Below are 19,457 nucleotides of genomic sequence, written 5' to 3'. Positions count from 1 at the left end.
CCGGCGCCTCTGGATTGCTTCGCTACGCTCGCAATGACGAGATGGTATTCAGGCCATCGCGAGGATCATGTTCCGCACTTGCGGATAGACCTCGCGCTCCCACTTCGAGCCCGAGAACACGCCGTAGTGGCCCACTCCCGGCTGGAGGTGGTGGCGCTTCAGGTGCGGGCGCAGGCTGGTGCAGAGCAAGTGCGCCGCCGCCGTCTGGCCGACCGCGCAGATGTCGTCCCGCTCGCCCTCGACGGTGAGCAGCGCGGTCTTGCGGATCGCCGCGCAGTCCACCTTTCGCCCGCGATGCGTGAGTTCGCCGCGCGCCAGTTGCGCCTGCTGGAACACCTTGTCGATCGTCTCCAGATAGAACTCGGCGGTCATGTCGAGCACGGCGAGGTACTCGTCGTAGAAGTCCTCGATCTTCGCCGCCTCGGCCATCTCCAGATCGGCGAGGTGCTGGTAGAGCTTGCGGTACTGCGCGTTATGCCGCCCCATGTTCATCGACATGAACGCGGTGAGCTGGATGAAGCCCGGATAGACCTTCCGCCCTGCGCCCTTGTAGCGCCACGGCACGGTGTGGATCAGGTTGCTCTCGAACCAGTCGTAGCTCTGCGCGTTGGCCAGTTCGTTCACCACCGTCGGCGATTCGCGCACGTCCACCGGGCCGCCGAGCAGCGACATCGTGCGCGGCTGGCAGGGATCGTCGTTCTGCGCCATCACCGCCACCGCCGCCAGCACCGGCACGCAGGGCTGGCACACCGCAAGGACGTGCGCCCCGCGCCGCCCCACTGCACCGTCTTCCGGATCGCCCAGTTCCTGAAGGAACCGGATCACGTAGTCGATGTAGTCCTCCAGCCCGAACCGGCCCGCCGAAAGCGGCACGTCGCGGGCGTTCTTCCAGTCGGTGATGTAGACGTCGTGGTCGCGCAGCAGCGTCTCCACCGTATTGCGCAGCAACGTGGCAAAGTGGCCCGATAGCGGTGCGACGACCAGCACCTTGGGCTGCGGCGCACTGACTTCCGGCTTGGCGAAATGCAGCAGGTCGCCGAACGGCAGGTCGAGTGCGACCTGTTCGACCACCGGGGTCATCGCATTGCCGGACAGCACCTCGTCGATGCCGTAGGGCGGGCGACTGTGCGTGATCGTCGCCTTGTCGAACGTCTCGGCCAGCGCGAAGAAGCGGCGCGCCATCGGCATCTTTTCCGCGCCGCCCAGGAACTTGTCGCGAAAGCCGGTGGCGGCGCGCGCGGCCATGCGGGCCGGCGTCATCGCGTCGCAATACGCCTGATAGGCCTGGTAGAGCATCCGCAGAACCCCTTTGAACCTCGCGATTCGCGCCCTCACGATTCGGACAGGGAAGCGCAAACGGTTGTGGATTCATGCTGCGCTGCATCATAAGCTGATGCAAGCTAAACGAAGGGGCAGGGCGGATGACCGATACCGAAGCCACGCTGACGATATCCAGCAAGACCTATTCGGCCTGGTCGCTGCGCGGCTGGCTGCTGTGCCGCCTCGCCGGGCTTGAGGTTGCGGAGAAGACCGTCGCCAACGACGCCGCCAACCGCGCCGAACTCCTGCTGCTGTCGCCTTCCGTACTTGTGCCCCGCCTCAGCTATCGCGGCGCGAGTGTCTGGGACACGCTCGCCATCGCGGAGTTCCTGAACGAGCAGTTCCCTGATGCCCAGATGCTTCCGGCGGACCCGATCGCGCGGGCGCACTGCCGGTCGATCTCGGGCGAGATCCACTCGGGCTTCACCAACTTGCGCTCGGCCCTGCCGATGAACCTCAAGGTGAAGCACGAGAGGTTCCCCGTCTTCTCCGGCGCGCGCCCGGATATCGAGCGGATCGAGGCGATCTGGCTGGAATGCCTCGACCGCTACGGCGGGCCGTTCCTGTTCGGCGATACGCCCACCGTGGCCGATGCGATGTACGCGCCGGTGACGACACGCTTCGTCAGTTACGCCGTCGCCCTGCCGCCCGCCTGTGCCGCCTATTGCGATACCATCGCCGACTGGGCGCCGATGCGCGAATGGATCGCCGCGGCAAAGGCGGAGCCGGAGGAGATGGAAGAACTCGACGTCGAGTTCTGAAGCCACGTCGTCCCGGGCTCGACCCGGCACCGCTGGCTGCCTTTAGGTGAGTGCTATCTGCGGGGGCTTCGACAAGCTCAGCCTGAGCGGTGTTGATAGATCAGCTCTAAATCCGCTCAGGCTGAGCCTGTCGAAGCCCCCACGAAAACACCCGGCGGCCATTGCTGACCGCCGGGCATCCGGCCTTCCGGGACGGGGAAGGCATTCCAAGGTGTCTCTTAGCGCAGCAGCGAGAGGACGTTCTGCTGGCTCTGGTTGGCCTGAGCGAGCATGGCGGTGGAGGCCTGCGAGAGGATCTGCGCCTTGGCCATCTGCGTGGTCTCGGACGAGTAGTCCGCGTCCTCGATGCGGCTGCGGGCGTCCGACAGGTTGGTGACCGTGTTGGTCAGGGTGTTGATCGCCGATTCGAGGCGGTTCTGGCCGGCGCCCAGCGAGGCGCGGGTGGCGTTCACGTCGGTCAGCGCGGCATCGACATTGGTCAGCGTCGTCGCGGCAAGCGCGGCGGTCGTCACGTCGAGCGCGGTGGCCGAAACCTTGGTGCCGTCGATCGCCTTGGAGGTCAGCGTGACCTGCTGGCCGCCTTCCGAAACCCATTATCAACGCGATGAGCCGGAGACGCCGCAAAAAGGCCCGGCTGACGCCGGGCCTTTCCCACTCCATCACGGCACGATCACGAAGTCCGGGTTCGACACCGCAAACACAGCCTCACGATCCGGCGCAGGCGGATAGATCCACACACCGTTGATCTCCTGCTTGAGCTTCTTGCCCTCTTCGCGGGTAAGGTGGACCTGCCGGTCCCAGCCCTCCGTATAGAGCGCACCCCAGGCGCCGAGGTCGAGGCAGGTTACGTACTTGGGCTGGCTGTAGGGGTGCAGCGGCAGGTCGACCAGTTCGGCGGCGGCATTGTGACCCGCGACACGACCGAGGCTCAGCGCATGCTGGCAGGACATGACGGTGAAGTTGCCGATGTCGTCGGTGGCGGCCTTCACGGTATCGCCGGTGACGAAGACGCCGGGCGCCTCGGGAGCGCGCAGGAAGGCATCGCCCAGCACGCGACCGGTTGCGTCATGCTCGCCGGGAACCTGCGCGGCGAGGGGATGGGCGCGCATGCCTGCGGACCAGACAACCGTCGCCGCCTCGATCCGCGAGCCGTCGGAGAGGGTGACGCCTGCGGCGTCGACCGCCGTGACGCGGACGCCGGGGCGCTGCTCGATGCCCATCTCGTCGAGCGCATCGCGCACGATCTCGGCAGCGTCTGCGCCCATCTCGGCAGCGATCTGTTCGGCGGGATCGACGATGACGACGCGGATCGCTGCATCGGCGCCGAGCACTTCGCGCAGGCGCTCGGGCATTTCCGCCGCGCCTTCAAGGCCGGTGAAGCCGCCGCCGACCACCACGACCGTGCCGCGCGCCTCATCGGTTCGGGCCGCCAGCAGCCTGAGATGGGCATCGAGGCGCTGCGCCGCATGGAGCTGATCGACGTTGAAGGCATATTCCTCGATCCCCGGCACGGGCGGAGTGGCGAGGCGGCTGCCTGTGGCGAGGACGAAGCGGTCCCAGCAAATGGTCTCGACCGTACCGTCGTTGCGGGTGATCGTGGCCGCCCTATCATCCGCGCCGATGTCCGAGACGATGCCCGGCACGAAGCGCGCACCGACCGCCGCAAGCAACGCCGAGATGTCGGGGTTCATGTTCTCCAGCACGGCTTCATAGAGGCGCGGGCGGATCACCAGCGTCGGGCTGGGCGAGACGACGACGATCTCAATGTCGTCCTCCCGGCCCGCGAGCGATACGGCGCGGGCGGCCGAAAGGGCGGCCCAGACTCCGGCGAATCCGGTGCCGGCGATGAGGATGGTCTGCTTGTTCATGGCTCTTCTCCTTCGTGTGTGCCGGACGCGCTTCATCGTTCCGGGAAGCACGTCGCCGTGGATGCGGCGCACACGTTCCGGTGCTTTCCCGGTGCGTCCGGCAGGAAGCCGAGAAAGGTGTTCGGGGATCAGGGACGGCGCGCAGTCACGCGCCCGACTTCACCGTGTCAGGAAGGTCCGTCGCGCTTCGGGCGGCCTGAGCGGGCGGTGCGGGTGTTCTGGCGGTCCCCCGCCCAGTCGCGGAAATCGCTGAAGAAGCTCTCCGGCGCCTTGCGACCGAAGCGAGTGGCGACATCGCCGAGCGTCTGCGCGGCAAGCGCATCGCGCATGGCCTTCTCGGCCTGAAGCATGACGGCATGGACCGCGCAGGTTCCGGCAGTCGCCCAGCCCGGCGCGGTGCCGCCGAACAGGGCGCAGCGGCCGCGCACTTCCTGGCAATCGAACAGCGGCTTGTCGCCTTCGATGGCATCGACGATCTGGAGGAACGTGATCTCCTGCGCCGGGCGGCCGAGGCGATAGCCGCCGCGCACGCCTTCGTTGGCGGCGACGATCCCGGCCTTCTCCAGCTTGGGGAAGATCTTCGCCAGGAAGCTGGGCGAGATGCCCTGAAGCTCGGCGATCTCACGGCTGCTCAGCGCCCGCGTCTCGTCGTCGACGAGCCAGAGGAGGCCGTGGATCCCGTATTCGACGCTGGTGGTGATGTGTGCCATGAACACGGAGTTACTCAATCCGCGTTATTGAGTCAAACATAAAACGACGACTATTTTAGTCCTCGTTATTTATCTCCGAAGCCCATGCGAAAAGGGCGGGCCCTTGCGGACCCGCCCCTAATTGCGCCGAAGCGGTGTGGCTGTCTGGTTCAGCCGCGCGCCTTGCCGAAGGCGACGATCTGGAGCAGGCCGCCGGCAATCGCGATGTTCTTGAAGAAGTGGATGAACTGGTTCTGGTCGGCCAGGTTGTTGTGGAAGAAGACCGCGGTTGCGACGCTGAACAGCGCGATCACTACCGCGACGGTGCGGACGCGGTAGCCGACGATCAGCAGCGCGCCGCCGACCAGTTCGACGACGATCGCGGCAGCCAGCGCCACGGCGGGGAGCGGCAGGCCGACAGAAGAGATGTAGGCCATCGCGCTGGCGGGATCGGTGATCTTGGAAATGCCGCTGAGGATGAAGATCGCGGCGATCAGCACGCGGCCGACGACGGGCAGCCAGGCTTCGAGCGAATTCGAGACGGCGGGAGCAGTTTGCGCATTGGTGGTCATGATGGAACTCCGGCGATGATGGAGGGGATCGAGTTGGCTTCGACGATCCGGGGATCGTTCTGATGCCGCCAAGATGGTCCACATCCGGGGTCCAAAATAGTGCGATAAATCGCGATCACATGTGCAAGAAAGCCGAACAGATATCCCCGCAGGGTCGGTCAGCCCTGGGGCAGTTCCGCCGCGTACAAAGTGATCTGACCGTGGAGGCCGTCCTCGGAGGACTGGCCCACCCAAATGTCGAACACGCCCGGCTCCGCCAGCCGCCGGTTGCCCGCGCCGACGAATTCGAGGTCCGCGCGCGCCAGCGTGAAGCGCACGGCCCGGCTTTCGCCCGGCTCCAGCGTCACGCGCTCCATCTTCTTGAACTCGCGGATCGGGCGGGTGCGGCTCGCCACGCGGTCGCGGATGTAGAGTTGCACGGTCTCGCTGCCGCGTCGCTTGCCCTTGTTGGTCAGGCGCGCGGTGATCGTCACGCTTTCGTCCCAGCGCAAGGCGGGATCGGAAAGCTGCAGCCGGTCGAGCGCGAACTGCGTGTAGCTGAGGCCGTGGCCGAAGGGATAGCGCGCGCTATTGTCGGTCGTCGCGTAGCGGGCCTTGTACTCGGTGCTGCCTCTGGCCAGCACGGGGCGGCCGGTGGACTTGCGGTCGTAGAAGAATGGCTCCTGCCCGGACTCCCACGGGAAACTGACCGGCAGCTTGCCCGAGGGATCGACCTTGCCGAACAGCACGTCGGCGATGGCGTTCCCGGCCTCGGAGCCGAGGAACCACGTCGCCAGCACCGCATTCGCGTTTGCCACGCCGCCGTGGATCGCCAGCGCGCGGCCGTGGCGCAGCAGGACGACGGTGGGCTTCTTCACCGCCGCCACCGCATCGGCGAGGGCTTGCTGGGCGGGCGGGATCTCGATGGTGGTGCGCGACTGCGCCTCGCCCGACATGTCCTGCGCCTCGCCCACGGCAAGGATCACGATGTCCGCGTCCTTCGCCGCCTTCACGGCGACCTCGATGCCACCGTCGATGGCGTCTTGGATGCCGCAGCCGGGCATGACGGAGAGCAGTTCCGCGTCGCCCATCGCCTCGCGCAGCCCGCTGGCGACGTCGATGCCCTTGCCGGGGTCGCCATAGAAGGCCCATGGGCCGTAGAGGTTGGTCTTGTCCTCCCCGAACGGCCCGATCAGCGCGATCTTCTGCTTCCTGCCCGCATCTAGCGGCAGCACGCCGTCGTTCTGGAGCAGGACGATGGAGCGCGCGCCCGCCTCGCGCGCAAGGGCGCGGTGGCCCGAGGTCTCGATGCGGCTCTTCTCGGCGTTCTCGTCCAGCGAGCGCCAGGGGTTGTCGAACAGGCCCATGGCCATCTTCACGTAGAGGATGCGCCGCACCGCCACGTCCACGGTGCCCATCGGCACCGCGCCACTCTTCACGAGGTCGGGGAGGTAGCGGATGTAGAGCCCGCTCTGCATCGACATGTCGACGCCCGCCAGCACCGCGAGGCGCGCCGCGTCGCGTTCGTCCTCGGCAAAGCCGTGGGCGATCAGTTCCTCGTCCGCCGTGTAGTCGGAGAAGACGAAGCCGTGGAAGCCCATCTCGCCGCGCAGGATATCGGTGAGGAGCGTGCGGTCGGCGGTGGCGGGGACGCCGTTGATCTCGTTGAAGGCCGCCATCGTCGTCAGCGCGCCCGCGCTGAAGCCCGCGCTGAACGGCGGGAGGTGGGTTTCGCGCAGGGTCTCGTCGCTGATATCGACGTTGCCGTACTCCAGCCCGCCCGCGACGGCGCCATAGGCCGCGAAATGCTTGGGGCAGGCGAGCAGGGAATCGTCCTTGCGCAAGTCGCGCCCCTGGAACCCGCGTATCCGCGCCGCCGTCAGCAGAGAGGTCAGCGTCACGTCCTCGCCCGCGCCCTCGACCACGCGGCCCCAGCGCTGGTCGCGCGCAACGTCGGCCATCGGCGCGAAAGTCAGGTGCAGGCCCGCGGCCGTCGCCTCTATCGCCATGGCGCGCGCGGTGCGCTGGGCAAGGCCGGGGTCGAAGCTGGACGCCTCGCCAAGAGGCACCGGGAAGATCGTCTTGAGGCCGTGGATAACGTCGCCCGCGAAGAGCAGCGGGATGCCGAGGCGGCTGCCGTTGACCGCCAGTTCCTGCGCCTTGCGCGCACCCGCCACGCCGATGCCGTTGAACAGGCAGCCGACGCGGCCCTTGCGGATCTCGTCCGAGAGGCGCTTCTCGTCCTGGATGCCAACCTGGGGATTGGGCGGGTTGAAGGGGCGGAAGCTGTCGGCAAGGCAGGTCATCTGCCCGGCCTTCTCCTCGATCGTCATGCGCTTGATGAGATCGTCGACGCGCGCCACTTCGGCGGCGGCGAGTGCCCTGAACGGCAGTCCGGATGCGATGGCGCTGGCGATGATGCCGGAAAGAACGGTGCGGCGGTCTAGGTTCATGAACTCGTGAAGGCTGGTGCGTCGACTTGTCCCGAGAAGTCGCGGTAGGCCAGTTTGTTGCATTGCGGCAAGTATCCGAACGGGCAATGGCATTCGGCCCGCCGCGCCGCAGATGCCGCTCGGCGCGCGGCAATGCTTCGATACGCGACAGGTACGAAGGTTCAGACCATCGGGCTCTGCCGACCGCCCCGATGGTGCAGCAGCGCGTCGAGCACCTCCAATGCGCGGGCAAGCCGGTGACGGTCGAGGCTGCCGCCGATCGACAGCCGCACCGCGCCGGTGCCCTGCGTCGGATCGACCGCGAACTGCTCGCCGGACACCACCGAGACGCACAGCGGACGCAAACCGCCGATGACTTCGTAGGGCTGGATACCCCTCAGCGGCACCCAGAGGTGATACCCGGCCTGCGCGGCGCGGTAGCTTCCGGCAGGCAGGTGCGCGGCGACGATGCGCTGGCGTTCGAGGCATTCCTCGCGCACTTCGCTCACCAGCCGCTCCCAGGTGCCGTCGCCCAGCCAGCGGGTGCAGACCGCAAGGTTGATCGGCGGCGGCATGATCGTCGTCTCGTGCGTGTCGGCAGCCAAGGTCAGCGCATCGCGCAAGTGCGGCGCGCGCAGGTAGGCGATGCGCAGCGCCGGGGAGACGAGCTTGGACAGGCTGGCGACATGCCACGTCCGTTCGGGCGCCAGTGCCGCCAGAGAAAGGGGCGCGGCGGGATCGAGGCGCGAATAGGGATCGTCCTCGATGATGCGCACGTCGTGGCGGCGGGCGATCTCGACGATGCGGGCGCGGCGCTCGGTAGACAGCGTGGCGGTCGTCGGGTTCTCGTTGTCGGGGACGAGGTAGATCGCCCGCACCGCCTCGCGTTCGCAGGCGGCGGCGAAGGCATCGGGGTCTATCCCGCCCTCGTCCGCCGCGAGCGGGACCAGCCGGACGCCGCGACGGCGACAGATCGCGCTCCAGCCCGGATAGACGAACGGCCCTGTACAGACCGCATCGCCGGGCTGGAGCACCGCGCTCGCCACCGCGTGGAGCGCCGTCTGCGCGCCGCTGGTGACGAGGACATTGTCCTCCGACGCCGCGATGCCCGAGGCCGCCAGCCACCGCGCGCCCGCCAGCCGATCCTCCGGCGCGCCGCCTGCGGGCTGGTACTGCATCCGGTTCGCACCTGCAGGACCGTTCAGCACCTCCTGCACGCCTTGCGTGAAGGCGGCGGCGAAGCTGGTGCGCTGCGGGATCGGCGGCAGGTTCATGCCGGTGTCGAACGGCTCCACCTGCGCGCCGACGCCCGGCCGCTCGCGCACGAAGCTGCCGCGCCGGCCTTCCGCCTCGATCAGCCCCTGCCGCCGCGCCTCGGCATAGCCGCGCGTCACCGTGCCCAGATCGATCCCTAGCGCCTCTGCCAGTTCGCGCTGCGGGGGCAGGCGGTCGCCCGCAGCCAGCCGCCCGCTGTCGACATCGCGCGCGATGGCCTCGCTGATCGCGAGATAGAGCGGGCCTTGCGTCGCGCTCAAGCTGGGTCGCCAAATTTGCGTCACGGTTTGCATTGACTTTGTATGCATACAAAACCCATATGGGGCAACAGTCGATTCCCACAATGCCGGAAAAACGCATCATGGCTGACCAGGACCCCCACCGCGCAACCAAAGGCAGCTGGATATTCCACTGCGGCCTCAAGGGGTTGTGCCCTCACTGCGGAAAAGGCGCGATGTTCCGAAAGTGGCTCAAGCTGCAGGACAAATGCCCCAGCTGCGGCCTCGACTACGGCTTCGCCGCACCCGACGACGGCCCGGCGTTCTTCTCGCTGTGCATCGTCGCCTTCCCGCTGACCTTCTTCGCAGTGTGGCTGCAAGTCCGCTTCGAGCCGCCGTTCTGGGTCCATCTGCTGACCTCGTTCCCGCTGCTCGGCGTTGGTTGCGTGCTGCCGCTGCAGTACATCAAGGGCTGGCTGGTCGCCTCGCAATACGTGAATAAGGCGCAGGAGGCGGGCACGGAGAAGCTCTGGGCCGACCTCAACGCCCGCGCATCGCAGGACCGCGAATGAACGCCGCCGCCTCATCAGCCGCGTCGATGGCGCGCGAGTTCGCCGCCGGATACCTCGGCGCTATGGGCCGCGCGGACCTTGCCCGCATGGTGCTCGACGGCGAGGGGGACGACTTCGCCGAGGTGCAGGCCGCCTCCTCGCTGCTCGACCGCCAGGCCGAGCGCCTCGCCCGCTACGAACAGGCGCTGGCGCTCTATGCCGACGCGGACTTCTGGGACGACGCCCTACCCGGCGGCGCGCTCGCCGCGCATGACGGCGGCGAGATGGCGCGCAACGTCCTTTCGGGAAAGCCCGCCTTCTTCCACCGCGACTGAAACTTCCTGACCGCAAGCCTTGACGCTCCCCGCCTCGACAGGCACAGACGTTTATGCGAATAATTCGCAATAGCGCTCGTTAATTCCTGCATAGGGGGCCGTCATCCGTCCTGCGTCCATATCTTCTGGCAAATCCGGCGGCATCTCCACCGGCATCGCCGCCGCCCTGCTCGCGCTGGCGATGGCGGCAAGCCCCGCGCTCGCCCAGCCGCCCATCGCCAAGGCGCAGACGGCGACCACCTTCGAGCAGGACCGCGCCGACATCCTCGCCATGGCGGGCACTTACAAGGTGCGCTTCGACATGCAGGAGACGACGCCGTGGGTCGCGGGCTACACCCCGCTCGAACGCAAGATTTCCGGCGGCAACGAAGTCGTGCGCGTGATCGAGGATACGGGTCGCCACATCGCCCTCCAGCACCTGCTCGTCGTCGAGCACGGCGGCGAGACGATGGTCATCAAGCACTGGCGGCAGGACTGGGACTACGAACCCGCCCGCGTCCTCGTCTACGACGATGCGAGCGCGTGGAAGTGGGAAGCCATCCCTGAGAAATTCCGCAAGGGCCGCTGGTCGCAGACGGTCTATCAGGTGGACGATTCCCCGCGCTACGGCGGTTGGGGCGCGTTCGACACCGAAGGCGGCGTGCGGCGCTGGCGCTCCAACTGGACCTGGCGCCCGCTCGCCCGGCGCGACGCGGTGCGCCATCCGGTCTACGACCGCTACCTCTCGATCAACCGCCACCAGAACACGCCCGACGGGTGGATCCACTGGCAGGACAACACCAAGCTCGGCCTCAAGGACGGCAAGCTGGCGCCGGTCGTGCAGGAATTCGTGCTCAACACCTATACCCGCTTCGACGGCTACAATGTGAAGGCCGCGGACGACTACTGGGCGGCGACGAAGGACTACTGGGCCGCGATCCGCGCCGAATGGGCGAAAGTGGCGGAGAGCAAGGGCGGCATCGCCGTGACCGAGGAGGCCGAGACCGGCACCGTCATCAGCGGCCGCCTGCTCGAGATCGCCGACGAGATCCAGTCCGGCAAGACCGACACCACAAGGGCGCTGGTCGAAGCGCGCAGGCTGATCTCCGAAAACACCCGGAAGCTGTAGGAGGCGATAACCCCGTGTACGACTTCATTGACCGCCCCGTCACCGAACTCGACAACGACGGCCGCTTCCTGCTCTGGGCGATGCGCGGGTGGGTGCATTCGGCGGCGAAGGGCAACTGCCCGGCGCAGTCGCTGGGCCGCGCCTTCGCGGGTCACAACGCGACCACCGTGCTGCCCGACTTCCACATGGCGATGTCGCTCATCAGCCGCCGCGCCACCGAGCGCGTGATGCTGGCGCCGATGGGCTGCCACCGCATCTGCGAGCACGAGGCCTTGCTCCTTGCACTTTGGCGCGATGTCGGTATAGGCCGCCGCGAAAACGTGCGCGCGACTCTCGCGCATGTCGTGCCATGCGACACGGTCGCCGCGGTCGCACAGGCCATGTGCCGCGCCAGCGCCGCAATGACCATCGCAGGCTTCGGCATCGCACTGATAAACCCGCCCGCCTGACCAGTTGATATGTATCGAGGACCGATGTTGATGAGCGATAGCAAGGCCGAAGCCGCCACTCTTGATACGTCTGCGGCGCCTGCCACCGTTCTGGAGCCCACCGGCGCGCTCAGCGTGGAGACCGTGCTGTCGGTCCATCACTGGAACGAGCACCTCTTCAGCTTCAAGATCACCCGTCCGGCCTCGTTCCGCTTCCGCTCGGGCGAGTTCATCATGATCGGCCTGCAGGGCGACAACGGCAAGCCGCTGCTGCGCGCCTACTCGATCGCCAGCCCGTCGTGGGCGGAGGAGATCGAGTTCCTGTCGATCAAGGTCGAGGACGGCCCGCTGACCTCCAAGCTCCAGCTGATCCAGCCGGGCGACCAGATCTACCTCGGCCGCAAGCCCACCGGCACGCTCGTCACCGACGCGCTCTCGCCGGGCAAGCGCCTGTTCCTGTTCGGCTCGGGCACCGGCCTCGCGCCGTTCCTGTCGCTGATCCGCGACCCGGACGTCTATGAATGCTTCGAGCAGGTCGTGGTCGTCCACTCGGTCCGCCGCGTGTCGGACCTCGCCTTCCGCCAGGAGCTGGAAAGCCAGCTCGCGGGCGACCCGCTGTGCGAAGACCAGGCGCTGCTCCAGCTCAGCTACGTGCCCACCGTCACGCGCGAGCCTTTCCACACCACCGGCCGCATCCAGACCCTGATCGAGACCGGCCGGATGTTCGAGGGCCTGAAGGGCGAAGCCCGCCTCGACCCAGCGACCGACCGCGTGATGCTCTGCGGCTCGATGGCGATGAACAAGGACATCGCCTCGATGCTCGAGGGCCTCGGCTTCGTCGAGGGCTCGAACAACAAGCCCGCCGATTTCGTGATCGAGCGCGCGTTCGTAGGGTAATCTGGCGTCGGGTAATCCGGCGTCGGCTGATTTTCAGTCCTGACGATGCAAGAGCGGCCTGCCCGAAAGGGCGGGCCGTTTTCGTTTGGGGGGCGGGTTATGCCCTTCCCCCTTACCTTCGTCATTGCGAGCGCAGCGAAGCAATCAACGGTCGGCCCGCGACGCTGGATTGCTTCGCTGCGCTCGCAATGACGAACGGTAGCGTGCCGTTCACCCGTGCGCCGCCACCCAATCCTTCAACGCATCGTCGATCCGCGCCTGCCAGCCCGGCCCGGTCGAGCGAAAGTGCGCGATCACTTCGGGCGAAAGCCGGATCGTCGTGCTCACTTTGGTCGGTGCCTTCTGAACGCCGCGGCGCCTGATAGTCTTTGCAAGGTCAGGAAATGCCTCCGCGAAAGGCACTGCCTTTGCGAAGTCCTCCTCGGACCATTCGGGGTTGTCGCTGACCGCATCCATGTCGGCCTGCGTGTATTTGGGCTTGCTCACTGGATCAACCTCCGTTCCTTCGTGCTCGCGGGCCGGGCCGAAACGAGCGAAACGCCCTCGGTCCCGAGGGTCATGAAGATCACGGCGATGACGCCGTCCATCCGTCCGATCGCTGCATAACGGCCATCTTTGGCCTGCCGGATCAACGCGGAAGCAAAGAACTCCTCGGTGACATCGGCAAAATCAATGCCATGCTTGGCGAGATTGGCGATGCGCTTCGGCTCGTCCCACACGATGATCATACTCAGATTGTAATTACGATTTATGTCAATGGCAAGCCACTCGGCTTTCGCGAAAGCTCCCCCGGAACCGCGCCGCCCCCACGCGTGTTAGCGCATGCAGCATCATGCAGGAGGCATCGCATGTCACAGGGGCCAGCAGCCGAAGATTTCTCCTTCTCCCGTCCCGAGCGGATGATCCACGAACTCGGCGCCGAATATACCGGCGAGGGTACGCATTTCGGGGTGTTTTCCGAGAATGCCGAAGCCATCGAGCTATGCCTGTTCTCCGACGACGGCACCGAGGAGACCGCGCGGCTCGAACTCCCCTCGCGCGAGGGGTCGATATTCTCCGGCTACCTGCCCGGGGTTAAGCCCGGCCAACTCTACGGGCTGCGCGCCCATGGGCCTTACGATCCGGCGAGCGGCCACCGCTTCAACCCCAACAAGCTGCTGCTCGATCCCTATGCCCGCGAAGTCTCGGGCGCGGTGAAGTGGGACGATGCGCTGTGGGGTTATGACCTGACGACCGGTGACGACACCACTTTCGATACCCGCGATTCCGCGCCCTTCATGGTCAAGAGCGTGGTGCAGGACCCCGATTTCGACTGGGAGGGCGACAAGTCCCTCTCCCGCCCCTGGACCGAAACGATCATCTACGAGGCCCATGTCCGCGGCCTGACGATGACGCACCCGGACGTGCCCGAGGCCCTGCGCGGCACCTATGAGGGAATGGCGAGCGAGCCGATCCTCGATCACCTGCGCAAGCTCGGCGTCAGCGCCATCGAACTGCTGCCCAGCCAGTTCTTCCTCGACGACCGGATGCTGCTGGACAAGGGGCTGTCGAACTACTGGGGCTACCAGACGCTCGGCTTCTTCGCGCCCGAGCCCCGCTTCCTGCGCAACGGCGACCTCGCCCCGCGCGCGATCCGGCAGTTCAAGGACATGGTGAAGCGGTTCCACAAGGCCGGAATCGAGGTCATCATGGACGTGGTCTACAACCACACCGCCGAGGGTTCCGAGCGCGGGCCGACGATGTGCTTTCGCGGTCTCGACAACGCCAGCTACTACATGCTGAGCCCCGAGAACCCCCGCTTCAGCTTCGACAACACCGGCACCGGCAACACGCTGGCGGTCGCGCATCCGATGGTCATGCGGATGGTGCTCGATTCCCTGCGGTACTGGGTGCAGGTGATGCACGTCGACGGGTTCCGCTTCGACCTCGCCTCGACGCTGGGGCGCGAGCAGACCGGGTTCGACCGCGAGGGCGGCTTCTTCGACGCGATCCGGCAGGATCCTATCCTGGCGGGCGTCAAGCTGATCGCCGAGCCGTGGGACATTGGGATGGGCGGCTATCAGGTCGGCGGCTTCCCCCACCCCTTCCGCGAATGGAACGACAAGTTCCGCGACGACGTGCGCGCGTTCTGGCGCGGGGACGAGGGGCTGGTGGGCGACATCGCCCAGCGCCTGATCGGCTCCCCCGTCCAGTTCAACCACTCCGACCGCGGCGCGACGAGTTCGATCAACTTCCTCGCCGCGCATGACGGGTTCACGCTGATGGACACCGTCTCCTTCAACGAGCGCCACAACGAGGCGAACGGCGAGGGCGGCGCCGACGGGCACGACAACAACCTGTCCGACAACATGGGCGTGGAGGGCGACACCGACGACAAGGGCATCGTCGCCGCCCGCGCCCGCCGCCGCCGCGCCATGGTGGCGACGCTGATGGTCAGCCAGGGCGTGCCGATGCTCCTGTCCGGTGACGAGATCGGCAACGGCCAGCAGGGCAACAACAACGTCTACTGCCAGGACAACGAACTGAGCTGGCTCAACTGGGGCAGGAAGGACGACCAGTTCCTCGACTTCTGCGCGAAGATGATCGCCCTGCGCCGCCAGTACCCCGTGCTCGCGCAGGAGAACTTCCTGATGGGCGAGACCGGCGACAACGAGCGCGTCGAGATCGCATGGTTCCAGCCGGACGGCCGGGCGATGGATCAGGAACTGTGGAGCCAGCAGGGCCTGCGCGTGCTGGGCCTGCTCATCGACTATTCGACGCGCGAGGTCTTCCTCGACGGTGGGCGGCCGCTGTTCACCGTGGTCAACGCGGGCGACGGCCTCGACTTCAAGCTGCCCGAGGGCGAATGGGTCCGCGTGCTCGACACCGCGCGGGACGATCCCTTCACCGAGGAGGCGATCGAGGGCGAGGCGGCGGCGATCTCCCCCGCCAGCCTCTGCCTGTTCCGCCCCGCCTGATGGCCACGCACTGGGGCGCGAGGCCCATCGGAAACGCCCAGTGGCGCTTCGGCCTCTGGGCGCCCGACGCCGAGGAGGCGCGGGTGGAGATCGACGGCCTCGCCATGCCCGCGCTCGCCGCCGGGCAGGGCTGGTGGCTGTTCGAGGGTGAGGCCGAGGCGGGTGCATCCTACCGCTGGGTGATCGAGGGTACGCCCTACCCCGACCCCGCCGCCCGCGCGCAGGAGGGGGACGTCCACGGCCCCTCGAAACTCGTCGATCCCGCCGCGTTCGCATGGCGCAACGACTGGCAGGGCCGCCCATGGCACGAGGCGGTGATCTACGAACTGCACATCGGCACCTTCACCGCCGAGGGCACCTTTGCCGCCGCCATGGCCGAACTGCCGCGCCTTGCCGCGCTGGGCATCACGATGATCGAGATCATGCCCGTCGCCCAGTTCGAGGGGGAGCGCGGATGGGGCTACGACGGGGTGCTGCCTTACGCCCCGCACCCGGCCTATGGCACGCCCGACGACCTGCGCACACTGGTGGACGCCGCGCGCGGCCACGGCATCGGCGTGCTGATGGACGTGGTCTACAACCACTTCGGCCCCGCCGGGAACTACCTCGCCGCGTGGTGCCCCTCGTTCTTCCACCCCGAACGCGCCTCGCCATGGGGCGCGGGGATCGCCTTCGAGGCCCCGGCGGTCCGTGAGTTCTTCATCGCCAACGCCCTGCACTGGATCGACGAATACCGCCTCGACGGCCTGCGCCTCGACGCCGTCCACGCCATCGAGGACCGGTCGCCGACGCACTTCCTCGACGAACTCGGCCAGCGCATCCGCGCGCATGACCGGGGCCGCCCGATCCACCTCGTCACCGAGGACGAGCGCAACCACGCCCGCTACTTCACCACCGATGCGCCCTACGACGGCACCTGGAACGACGACTGGCACCACGCCGTCCACTGCCTGCTGACCGGCGAGGACGAGAGCTACTACGCCCCCTTCGCCGTCGATCCCGTCGCCGACATCGCCACGGCCCTGTCGGACGGCTACATCGAGCAGGGCCAGCCGCGCAAGAATGGCGACGCGCACCCGCGCGGCGAACCCTCCGCCGCCCTGCCGCGAACAGCCTTCGTCAACTTCCTCGGCAACCACGATCAGGTCGGCAACCGCGCGCAGGGCGAGCGCCTGCACCAGCTGCTGACGGACACCCATGCGTACCGGGTCATGACCGCGCTGACCCTGCTCGCCCCGTTCACGCCGATGCTGTTCATGGGCGACGAGTTCCTGACCGACGCCCCGTTCCAGTTCTTCGTCGATTTCGAGGGCGATCTGGCCGAGGCGGTGCGCAAGGGCCGGGCGCAGGAATTCGCGCGCTTCAGCAGCTTCGGCGGCGCGGTGCCGGACCCGGTTTCGCCCGAGACCTTCCTCGCCTCGAAGATCGGCGCTCCGACACGCGAGGAGCAGCGCGCCCACGCCGGGTTCGTGGCCGACATGTTAAAGCTGCGTTGCAAATGCATAATTCCGCTGCTCGCCCGGAACCCGCAGCCCCTCGTCGCCGTTCGGCGAGTGGGTGAGGATATCGAGGCGCAATGGTCGTTCGGCCCGGGCACGCTGCAACTGCGCGTCCGGCTGGGCGAGACGGAGAGCCCGTTCGAGCCTCACCCGGAACCTGTCCTGCTGCTTTCCGACGCGCACAGCCCCTTCGCGCTTTCGGTGGCCGTCACGCCGGAGTGAGCCTGTTGCCGAACGCCCTTCCCCTTATCGCCACCTATCGTCTTCAATTGCGCAATGGCGTCGATCTCGATGACGCCCGCGCGCTCCTGCCATGGCTGGGCAAGCTGGGCGTCAGCCACCTCTACCTCTCGCCCCCGTTCCACGCCGCCGCCGGATCGACGCACGGCTACGACGTGATCGACCCCGACCGCATCGACCCGGCGCTGGGCGGTGACGCCGCGTTCGCGCGGCTGAGCGAGGCCGCGCAGTTGGCCGGCATCGGTATCGTGCTCGACATCGTGCCCAACCACATGGGCTTCACGCCGGAAAACCCCTACCTCGCCGACGTGCTGCGCCATGGCCGCGAGAGCCGCTATGCCACCGTGTTCGACATCGATTGGCAGGCGATCGGGGACGGCGCGCGCATCCACTTCCCGGTGCTGGACGGGACGGTCGCGCAGCTTCTCGCCGATGGACAGATCGGGATCGCCGGTACGCCCGACGATCCCCGCCTTCGCGTCTACGACCGCGAATATCCGCTGCGCCTGACCGAACAGGCCGCCTATCTCGCCGGCATCTCGCGCACGCTGGATGCCGCCACGCTCGATGCGCTGCTGGCCGAGCAGCACTGGTCGCTCGGCCACTGGCGCGACGGCGACAGGACGATCACCCACCGCCGCTTCTTCAACATCTCCGACCTGATCGGCGTGCGGCAGGAAGACCCGGAAGTCTTTGCCCTCACCCACCGCTGGATCGTCGAGCAGGTCCGCGCGGGGCACGTACAGGGTCTGCGCGTCGATCACATCGACGGCCTCGCCCGCCCCGGCGGCTACCTCCATCACTTGCGCGAAGCCGTGGGCGACGTGCCGGCCTGGGTGGAGAAGATCGTCAAGGACGCCGAGCCGCTGGCCCCCAACTGGCCGGTCGAAGGCATGAGCGGCTACGAGTTCATGACCCCCGTGACCCGCCTGCTCACCCACCCGGACGGGCTCGGCACCCTGCGCGAAGCGGCGGAGGACGCGGTGCCGCCGTCCTACGGGCGCGAAGTGCGCAAGGTGCGCCGCGAACTGCTGGACGCGGTGTTCGTGCCGGAGCGCGAGCGCGTGGCCGACGCGGCGATGGCTGCGCTCGCCATCGATGCCGAGGCGCGCCCCGGCGTGGTCGAGGCGGTCTGTCGCCTCGCGACCGCCTGGCCGGTCTACCGCTCCTACGCCGCCGACCTGTCTCCGCTGTCCCCCGCCATCGCCGAGGCTGTGGCCGACGCCTGCGACCAGCCGCTCGTCGCCTGCCTGCTCGACCTGCTGCGCGCCACCGACGACGCGCTCGCCCGCACTTTCGCGACGCGCTTCGAGCAGCTGACCGGCGCACTGACCGCCAAGTCGGAGGAGGACACGGTGTTCTTCCGCAGCGTCGCCTACCTGCCGCTGTGCGAAGTAGGCGCCGAGCCCGACCTCGACGCGATCGACCGGGCCGCGTTCGAGGCCGCGATGGCCGAACGCGCACGGCTGACCCCGCTGGCGCTGAACGCGCTCTCCACGCACGACACCAAGCGCTCCGCCGATGCCCGCGCGGTGCTGGTGGCGCTGAGCCACTTCCCCGCGCTGGCGCGCGACCTCTACGCAGAAGCGCGGAGTCGCGCCGTCGCCGCCGGGGTGCCCGAGCACTGGGGCCTCTATGCGCTCCAGACCGCGCTGATGCTGCGGAGCGAGCCCGAGGCGGACACGCGCATCGCCGATCACATCGCCAAGGCCATGCGCGAGGGCAAGGAACTGTCCCGCCACGAAGACCCGGACACCGCAACCGAAGCCGCCGTCGCCGACCTCTGCCGCGCGCTGCATGGCGACCTGCCCGCGCGCCTCGGCGCCGGGTTCGAGGAGATGGTGGAGGCGGTGACGCTGGCGCAAGTCGCGCTGCAACTCACCGCGCCGGGCATTCCCGACATCTATCAGGGGACCGAGGGCCTGTCGGTCGGGCTCACCGATCCAGACAACCGCCGCCCGGTCGCATGGGACACGCTCGAACACGCCGAGGGGGGAGGCGACCTCAACGCCCGCAAGCTGCGCCTCACCCGCGACCTCCTCGCCCGTCGCCGCGCCGCGCCAAACCTGTTCGCGCGGGGAAGCTACCGGCTGCACAACGACGACGGCATCTGGACCGTCGAGCGCGAATGGCAGGGCCAGTCGGTTTGGGTGCGCATCCCGATGCCCGCGTCCGCTGCGACAGCCAGGCCGGACGCTCTCCTCCCGGTCTAGGCCACCAGGAGTCCCACCCGCCGTTGACATGAGGCACTCCCCCGCCTAGCGCAATTTTGCGATTGCGTCGCAATAACGAAAGCCGCTTTGGCGGCGGGGGACATCTCTTGAATAC

General features: G+C 67.6%; 18 protein-coding genes. 9 read left to right on the top strand and 9 right to left on the bottom strand.

Translation table 11 applies throughout. The features are described 5' to 3' along the window. Window positions 1–48: 48 nt before the first annotated feature. Window positions 49–1,296, bottom strand: coding sequence for a polyhydroxyalkanoate depolymerase (locus tag LO787_RS11050; RefSeq protein WP_232495884.1), 1,248 nt, complete (start codon window positions 1,294–1,296; stop codon window positions 49–51). A gap of 125 nt (window positions 1,297–1,421) precedes the next feature. Between LO787_RS11050 and LO787_RS11045 the strand changes: the two genes are divergently transcribed. Then, window positions 1,422–2,081, top strand: coding sequence for a glutathione S-transferase (locus LO787_RS11045; protein WP_232495883.1), 660 nt, complete (start codon window positions 1,422–1,424; stop codon window positions 2,079–2,081). 218 nt (window positions 2,082–2,299) lie between these two features. On the opposite strand, the gene LO787_RS11040 is transcribed toward LO787_RS11045, so the two are convergent. The 6 genes from LO787_RS11040 to LO787_RS11015 form a co-directional block, all read right to left on the bottom strand. Beyond that, complete coding sequence (locus tag LO787_RS11040) at window positions 2,300–2,593, bottom strand: flagellin (protein WP_420847799.1); 294 nt, start codon at window positions 2,591–2,593, stop codon at window positions 2,300–2,302. A 147-nt stretch (window positions 2,594–2,740) separates the two neighbouring features. Continuing rightward, a complete protein-coding gene (locus tag LO787_RS11035) occupies window positions 2,741–3,949 on the bottom strand; it encodes an NAD(P)/FAD-dependent oxidoreductase (RefSeq protein ID WP_232495882.1) in 1,209 nt (402 codons plus the stop codon). Between the two features lie 167 nt (window positions 3,950–4,116). Beyond that, window positions 4,117–4,659 carry an RrF2 family transcriptional regulator gene (locus LO787_RS11030; RefSeq protein WP_232495881.1) on the bottom strand — a complete coding sequence of 181 codons (543 nt, stop codon included), beginning with the start codon at window positions 4,657–4,659 and terminating at the stop codon, window positions 4,117–4,119. Between the two features lie 149 nt (window positions 4,660–4,808). Further along, the gene (locus LO787_RS11025) at window positions 4,809–5,210 is read right to left on the bottom strand and encodes a DoxX family protein (protein ID WP_232495880.1); all 402 of its coding nucleotides are present in this window, start codon (window positions 5,208–5,210) and stop codon (window positions 4,809–4,811) included. Between the two features lie 158 nt (window positions 5,211–5,368). Next, a complete protein-coding gene (locus LO787_RS11020; protein WP_232495879.1) occupies window positions 5,369–7,642 on the bottom strand; it encodes a glycoside hydrolase family 3 N-terminal domain-containing protein in 2,274 nt (757 codons plus the stop codon). 161 nt (window positions 7,643–7,803) lie between these two features. Next, entirely contained in the window at window positions 7,804–9,156 is a 1,353-nt protein-coding gene (locus LO787_RS11015; protein ID WP_232495878.1) for an aminotransferase-like domain-containing protein, read from the bottom strand. A gap of 101 nt (window positions 9,157–9,257) precedes the next feature. Between LO787_RS11015 and LO787_RS11010 the strand changes: the two genes are divergently transcribed. From LO787_RS11010 to LO787_RS10990, 5 genes are all read left to right on the top strand, one after another. Next, window positions 9,258–9,686, top strand: coding sequence for a DUF983 domain-containing protein (locus LO787_RS11010; RefSeq protein ID WP_232495877.1), 429 nt, complete (start codon window positions 9,258–9,260; stop codon window positions 9,684–9,686). After that, window positions 9,683–10,000: a hypothetical protein gene (locus LO787_RS11005; protein WP_232495876.1), complete on the top strand. Its 318-nt coding sequence runs from the start codon at window positions 9,683–9,685 to the stop codon at window positions 9,998–10,000. Before LO787_RS11010 ends, LO787_RS11005 begins: the two co-directional genes overlap by 4 nt. Window positions 10,001–10,181: 181 nt before the next feature. Further along, window positions 10,182–11,108 carry a DUF6607 family protein gene (locus tag LO787_RS11000; RefSeq protein ID WP_232495875.1) on the top strand — a complete coding sequence of 309 codons (927 nt, stop codon included), beginning with the start codon at window positions 10,182–10,184 and terminating at the stop codon, window positions 11,106–11,108. A 14-nt stretch (window positions 11,109–11,122) separates the two neighbouring features. After that, a complete protein-coding gene (locus LO787_RS10995; RefSeq protein WP_232495874.1) occupies window positions 11,123–11,557 on the top strand; it encodes a hypothetical protein in 435 nt (144 codons plus the stop codon). Between the two features lie 30 nt (window positions 11,558–11,587). Then, window positions 11,588–12,433, top strand: a complete 846-nt coding sequence (locus tag LO787_RS10990) for a ferredoxin--NADP reductase (RefSeq protein WP_232495873.1) — start codon at window positions 11,588–11,590, stop codon at window positions 12,431–12,433. 210 nt (window positions 12,434–12,643) lie between these two features. On the opposite strand, the gene LO787_RS10985 is transcribed toward LO787_RS10990, so the two are convergent. Continuing rightward, on the bottom strand, window positions 12,644–12,919 hold the full coding sequence (locus LO787_RS10985; RefSeq protein WP_232495872.1) for a BrnA antitoxin family protein: 276 nt from the start codon (window positions 12,917–12,919) through the stop codon (window positions 12,644–12,646). Beyond that, window positions 12,916–13,161: a BrnT family toxin gene (locus LO787_RS10980; protein ID WP_232495871.1), complete on the bottom strand. Its 246-nt coding sequence runs from the start codon at window positions 13,159–13,161 to the stop codon at window positions 12,916–12,918. Before LO787_RS10980 ends, LO787_RS10985 begins: the two co-directional genes overlap by 4 nt. 120 nt (window positions 13,162–13,281) lie before the next feature. Here LO787_RS10980 and glgX point away from each other — a divergent pair, with 120 nt between their 5' ends. From glgX to treY, 3 genes are read left to right on the top strand one after another with little or no spacing between them, the layout of a single operon-like run. Next, window positions 13,282–15,390: a glycogen debranching protein GlgX gene (glgX, locus tag LO787_RS10975; RefSeq protein WP_232495870.1), complete on the top strand. Its 2,109-nt coding sequence runs from the start codon at window positions 13,282–13,284 to the stop codon at window positions 15,388–15,390. Then, on the top strand, window positions 15,390–17,111 hold the full coding sequence (gene treZ, locus LO787_RS10970) for a malto-oligosyltrehalose trehalohydrolase (RefSeq protein WP_232495869.1): 1,722 nt from the start codon (window positions 15,390–15,392) through the stop codon (window positions 17,109–17,111). The genes glgX and treZ overlap by 1 nt, the downstream gene beginning before the upstream one ends. After that, the gene (treY, locus tag LO787_RS10965; protein WP_232495868.1) at window positions 17,108–19,342 is read left to right on the top strand and encodes a malto-oligosyltrehalose synthase; all 2,235 of its coding nucleotides are present in this window, start codon (window positions 17,108–17,110) and stop codon (window positions 19,340–19,342) included. Before treZ ends, treY begins: the two co-directional genes overlap by 4 nt. The last annotated feature ends 115 nt before the right edge of the window (window positions 19,343–19,457 follow it).

Origin of the sequence: Novosphingobium kaempferiae (assembly GCF_021227995.1) — a bacterium.
GTDB classification, from domain to species: Bacteria; Pseudomonadota; Alphaproteobacteria; order Sphingomonadales; family Sphingomonadaceae; genus Novosphingobium; species Novosphingobium kaempferiae.
This window is presented reverse-complemented; position numbering and strand designations above follow the sequence as displayed.

What these genes read in the sequence shown, in the direction of transcription:
- LO787_RS11050 (WP_232495884.1), bottom strand. Translation starts at nt 1,296, where the DNA reads ATGCTCTACCAGGCCTATCAGGCGTATTGCGACGCGATGACGCCGGCC.
- LO787_RS11045 (WP_232495883.1), top strand. Translation starts at nt 1,422, where the DNA reads ATGACCGATACCGAAGCCACGCTGACGATATCCAGCAAGACCTATTCG.
- LO787_RS11035 (WP_232495882.1), bottom strand. Translation starts at nt 3,949, where the DNA reads ATGAACAAGCAGACCATCCTCATCGCCGGCACCGGATTCGCCGGAGTC.
- LO787_RS11030 (WP_232495881.1), bottom strand. Translation starts at nt 4,659, where the DNA reads ATGGCACACATCACCACCAGCGTCGAATACGGGATCCACGGCCTCCTC.
- LO787_RS11025 (WP_232495880.1), bottom strand. Translation starts at nt 5,210, where the DNA reads ATGACCACCAATGCGCAAACTGCTCCCGCCGTCTCGAATTCGCTCGAA.
- LO787_RS11020 (WP_232495879.1), bottom strand. Translation starts at nt 7,642, where the DNA reads ATGAACCTAGACCGCCGCACCGTTCTTTCCGGCATCATCGCCAGCGCC.
- LO787_RS11010 (WP_232495877.1), top strand. Translation starts at nt 9,258, where the DNA reads ATGGCTGACCAGGACCCCCACCGCGCAACCAAAGGCAGCTGGATATTC.
- LO787_RS11005 (WP_232495876.1), top strand. Translation starts at nt 9,683, where the DNA reads ATGAACGCCGCCGCCTCATCAGCCGCGTCGATGGCGCGCGAGTTCGCC.
- LO787_RS11000 (WP_232495875.1), top strand. Translation starts at nt 10,182, where the DNA reads ATGGCGGCAAGCCCCGCGCTCGCCCAGCCGCCCATCGCCAAGGCGCAG.
- LO787_RS10990 (WP_232495873.1), top strand. Translation starts at nt 11,588, where the DNA reads ATGAGCGATAGCAAGGCCGAAGCCGCCACTCTTGATACGTCTGCGGCG.
- LO787_RS10980 (WP_232495871.1), bottom strand. Translation starts at nt 13,161, where the DNA reads ATGATCATCGTGTGGGACGAGCCGAAGCGCATCGCCAATCTCGCCAAG.
- glgX (WP_232495870.1), top strand. Translation starts at nt 13,282, where the DNA reads ATGTCACAGGGGCCAGCAGCCGAAGATTTCTCCTTCTCCCGTCCCGAG.
- treZ (WP_232495869.1), top strand. Translation starts at nt 15,390, where the DNA reads ATGGCCACGCACTGGGGCGCGAGGCCCATCGGAAACGCCCAGTGGCGC.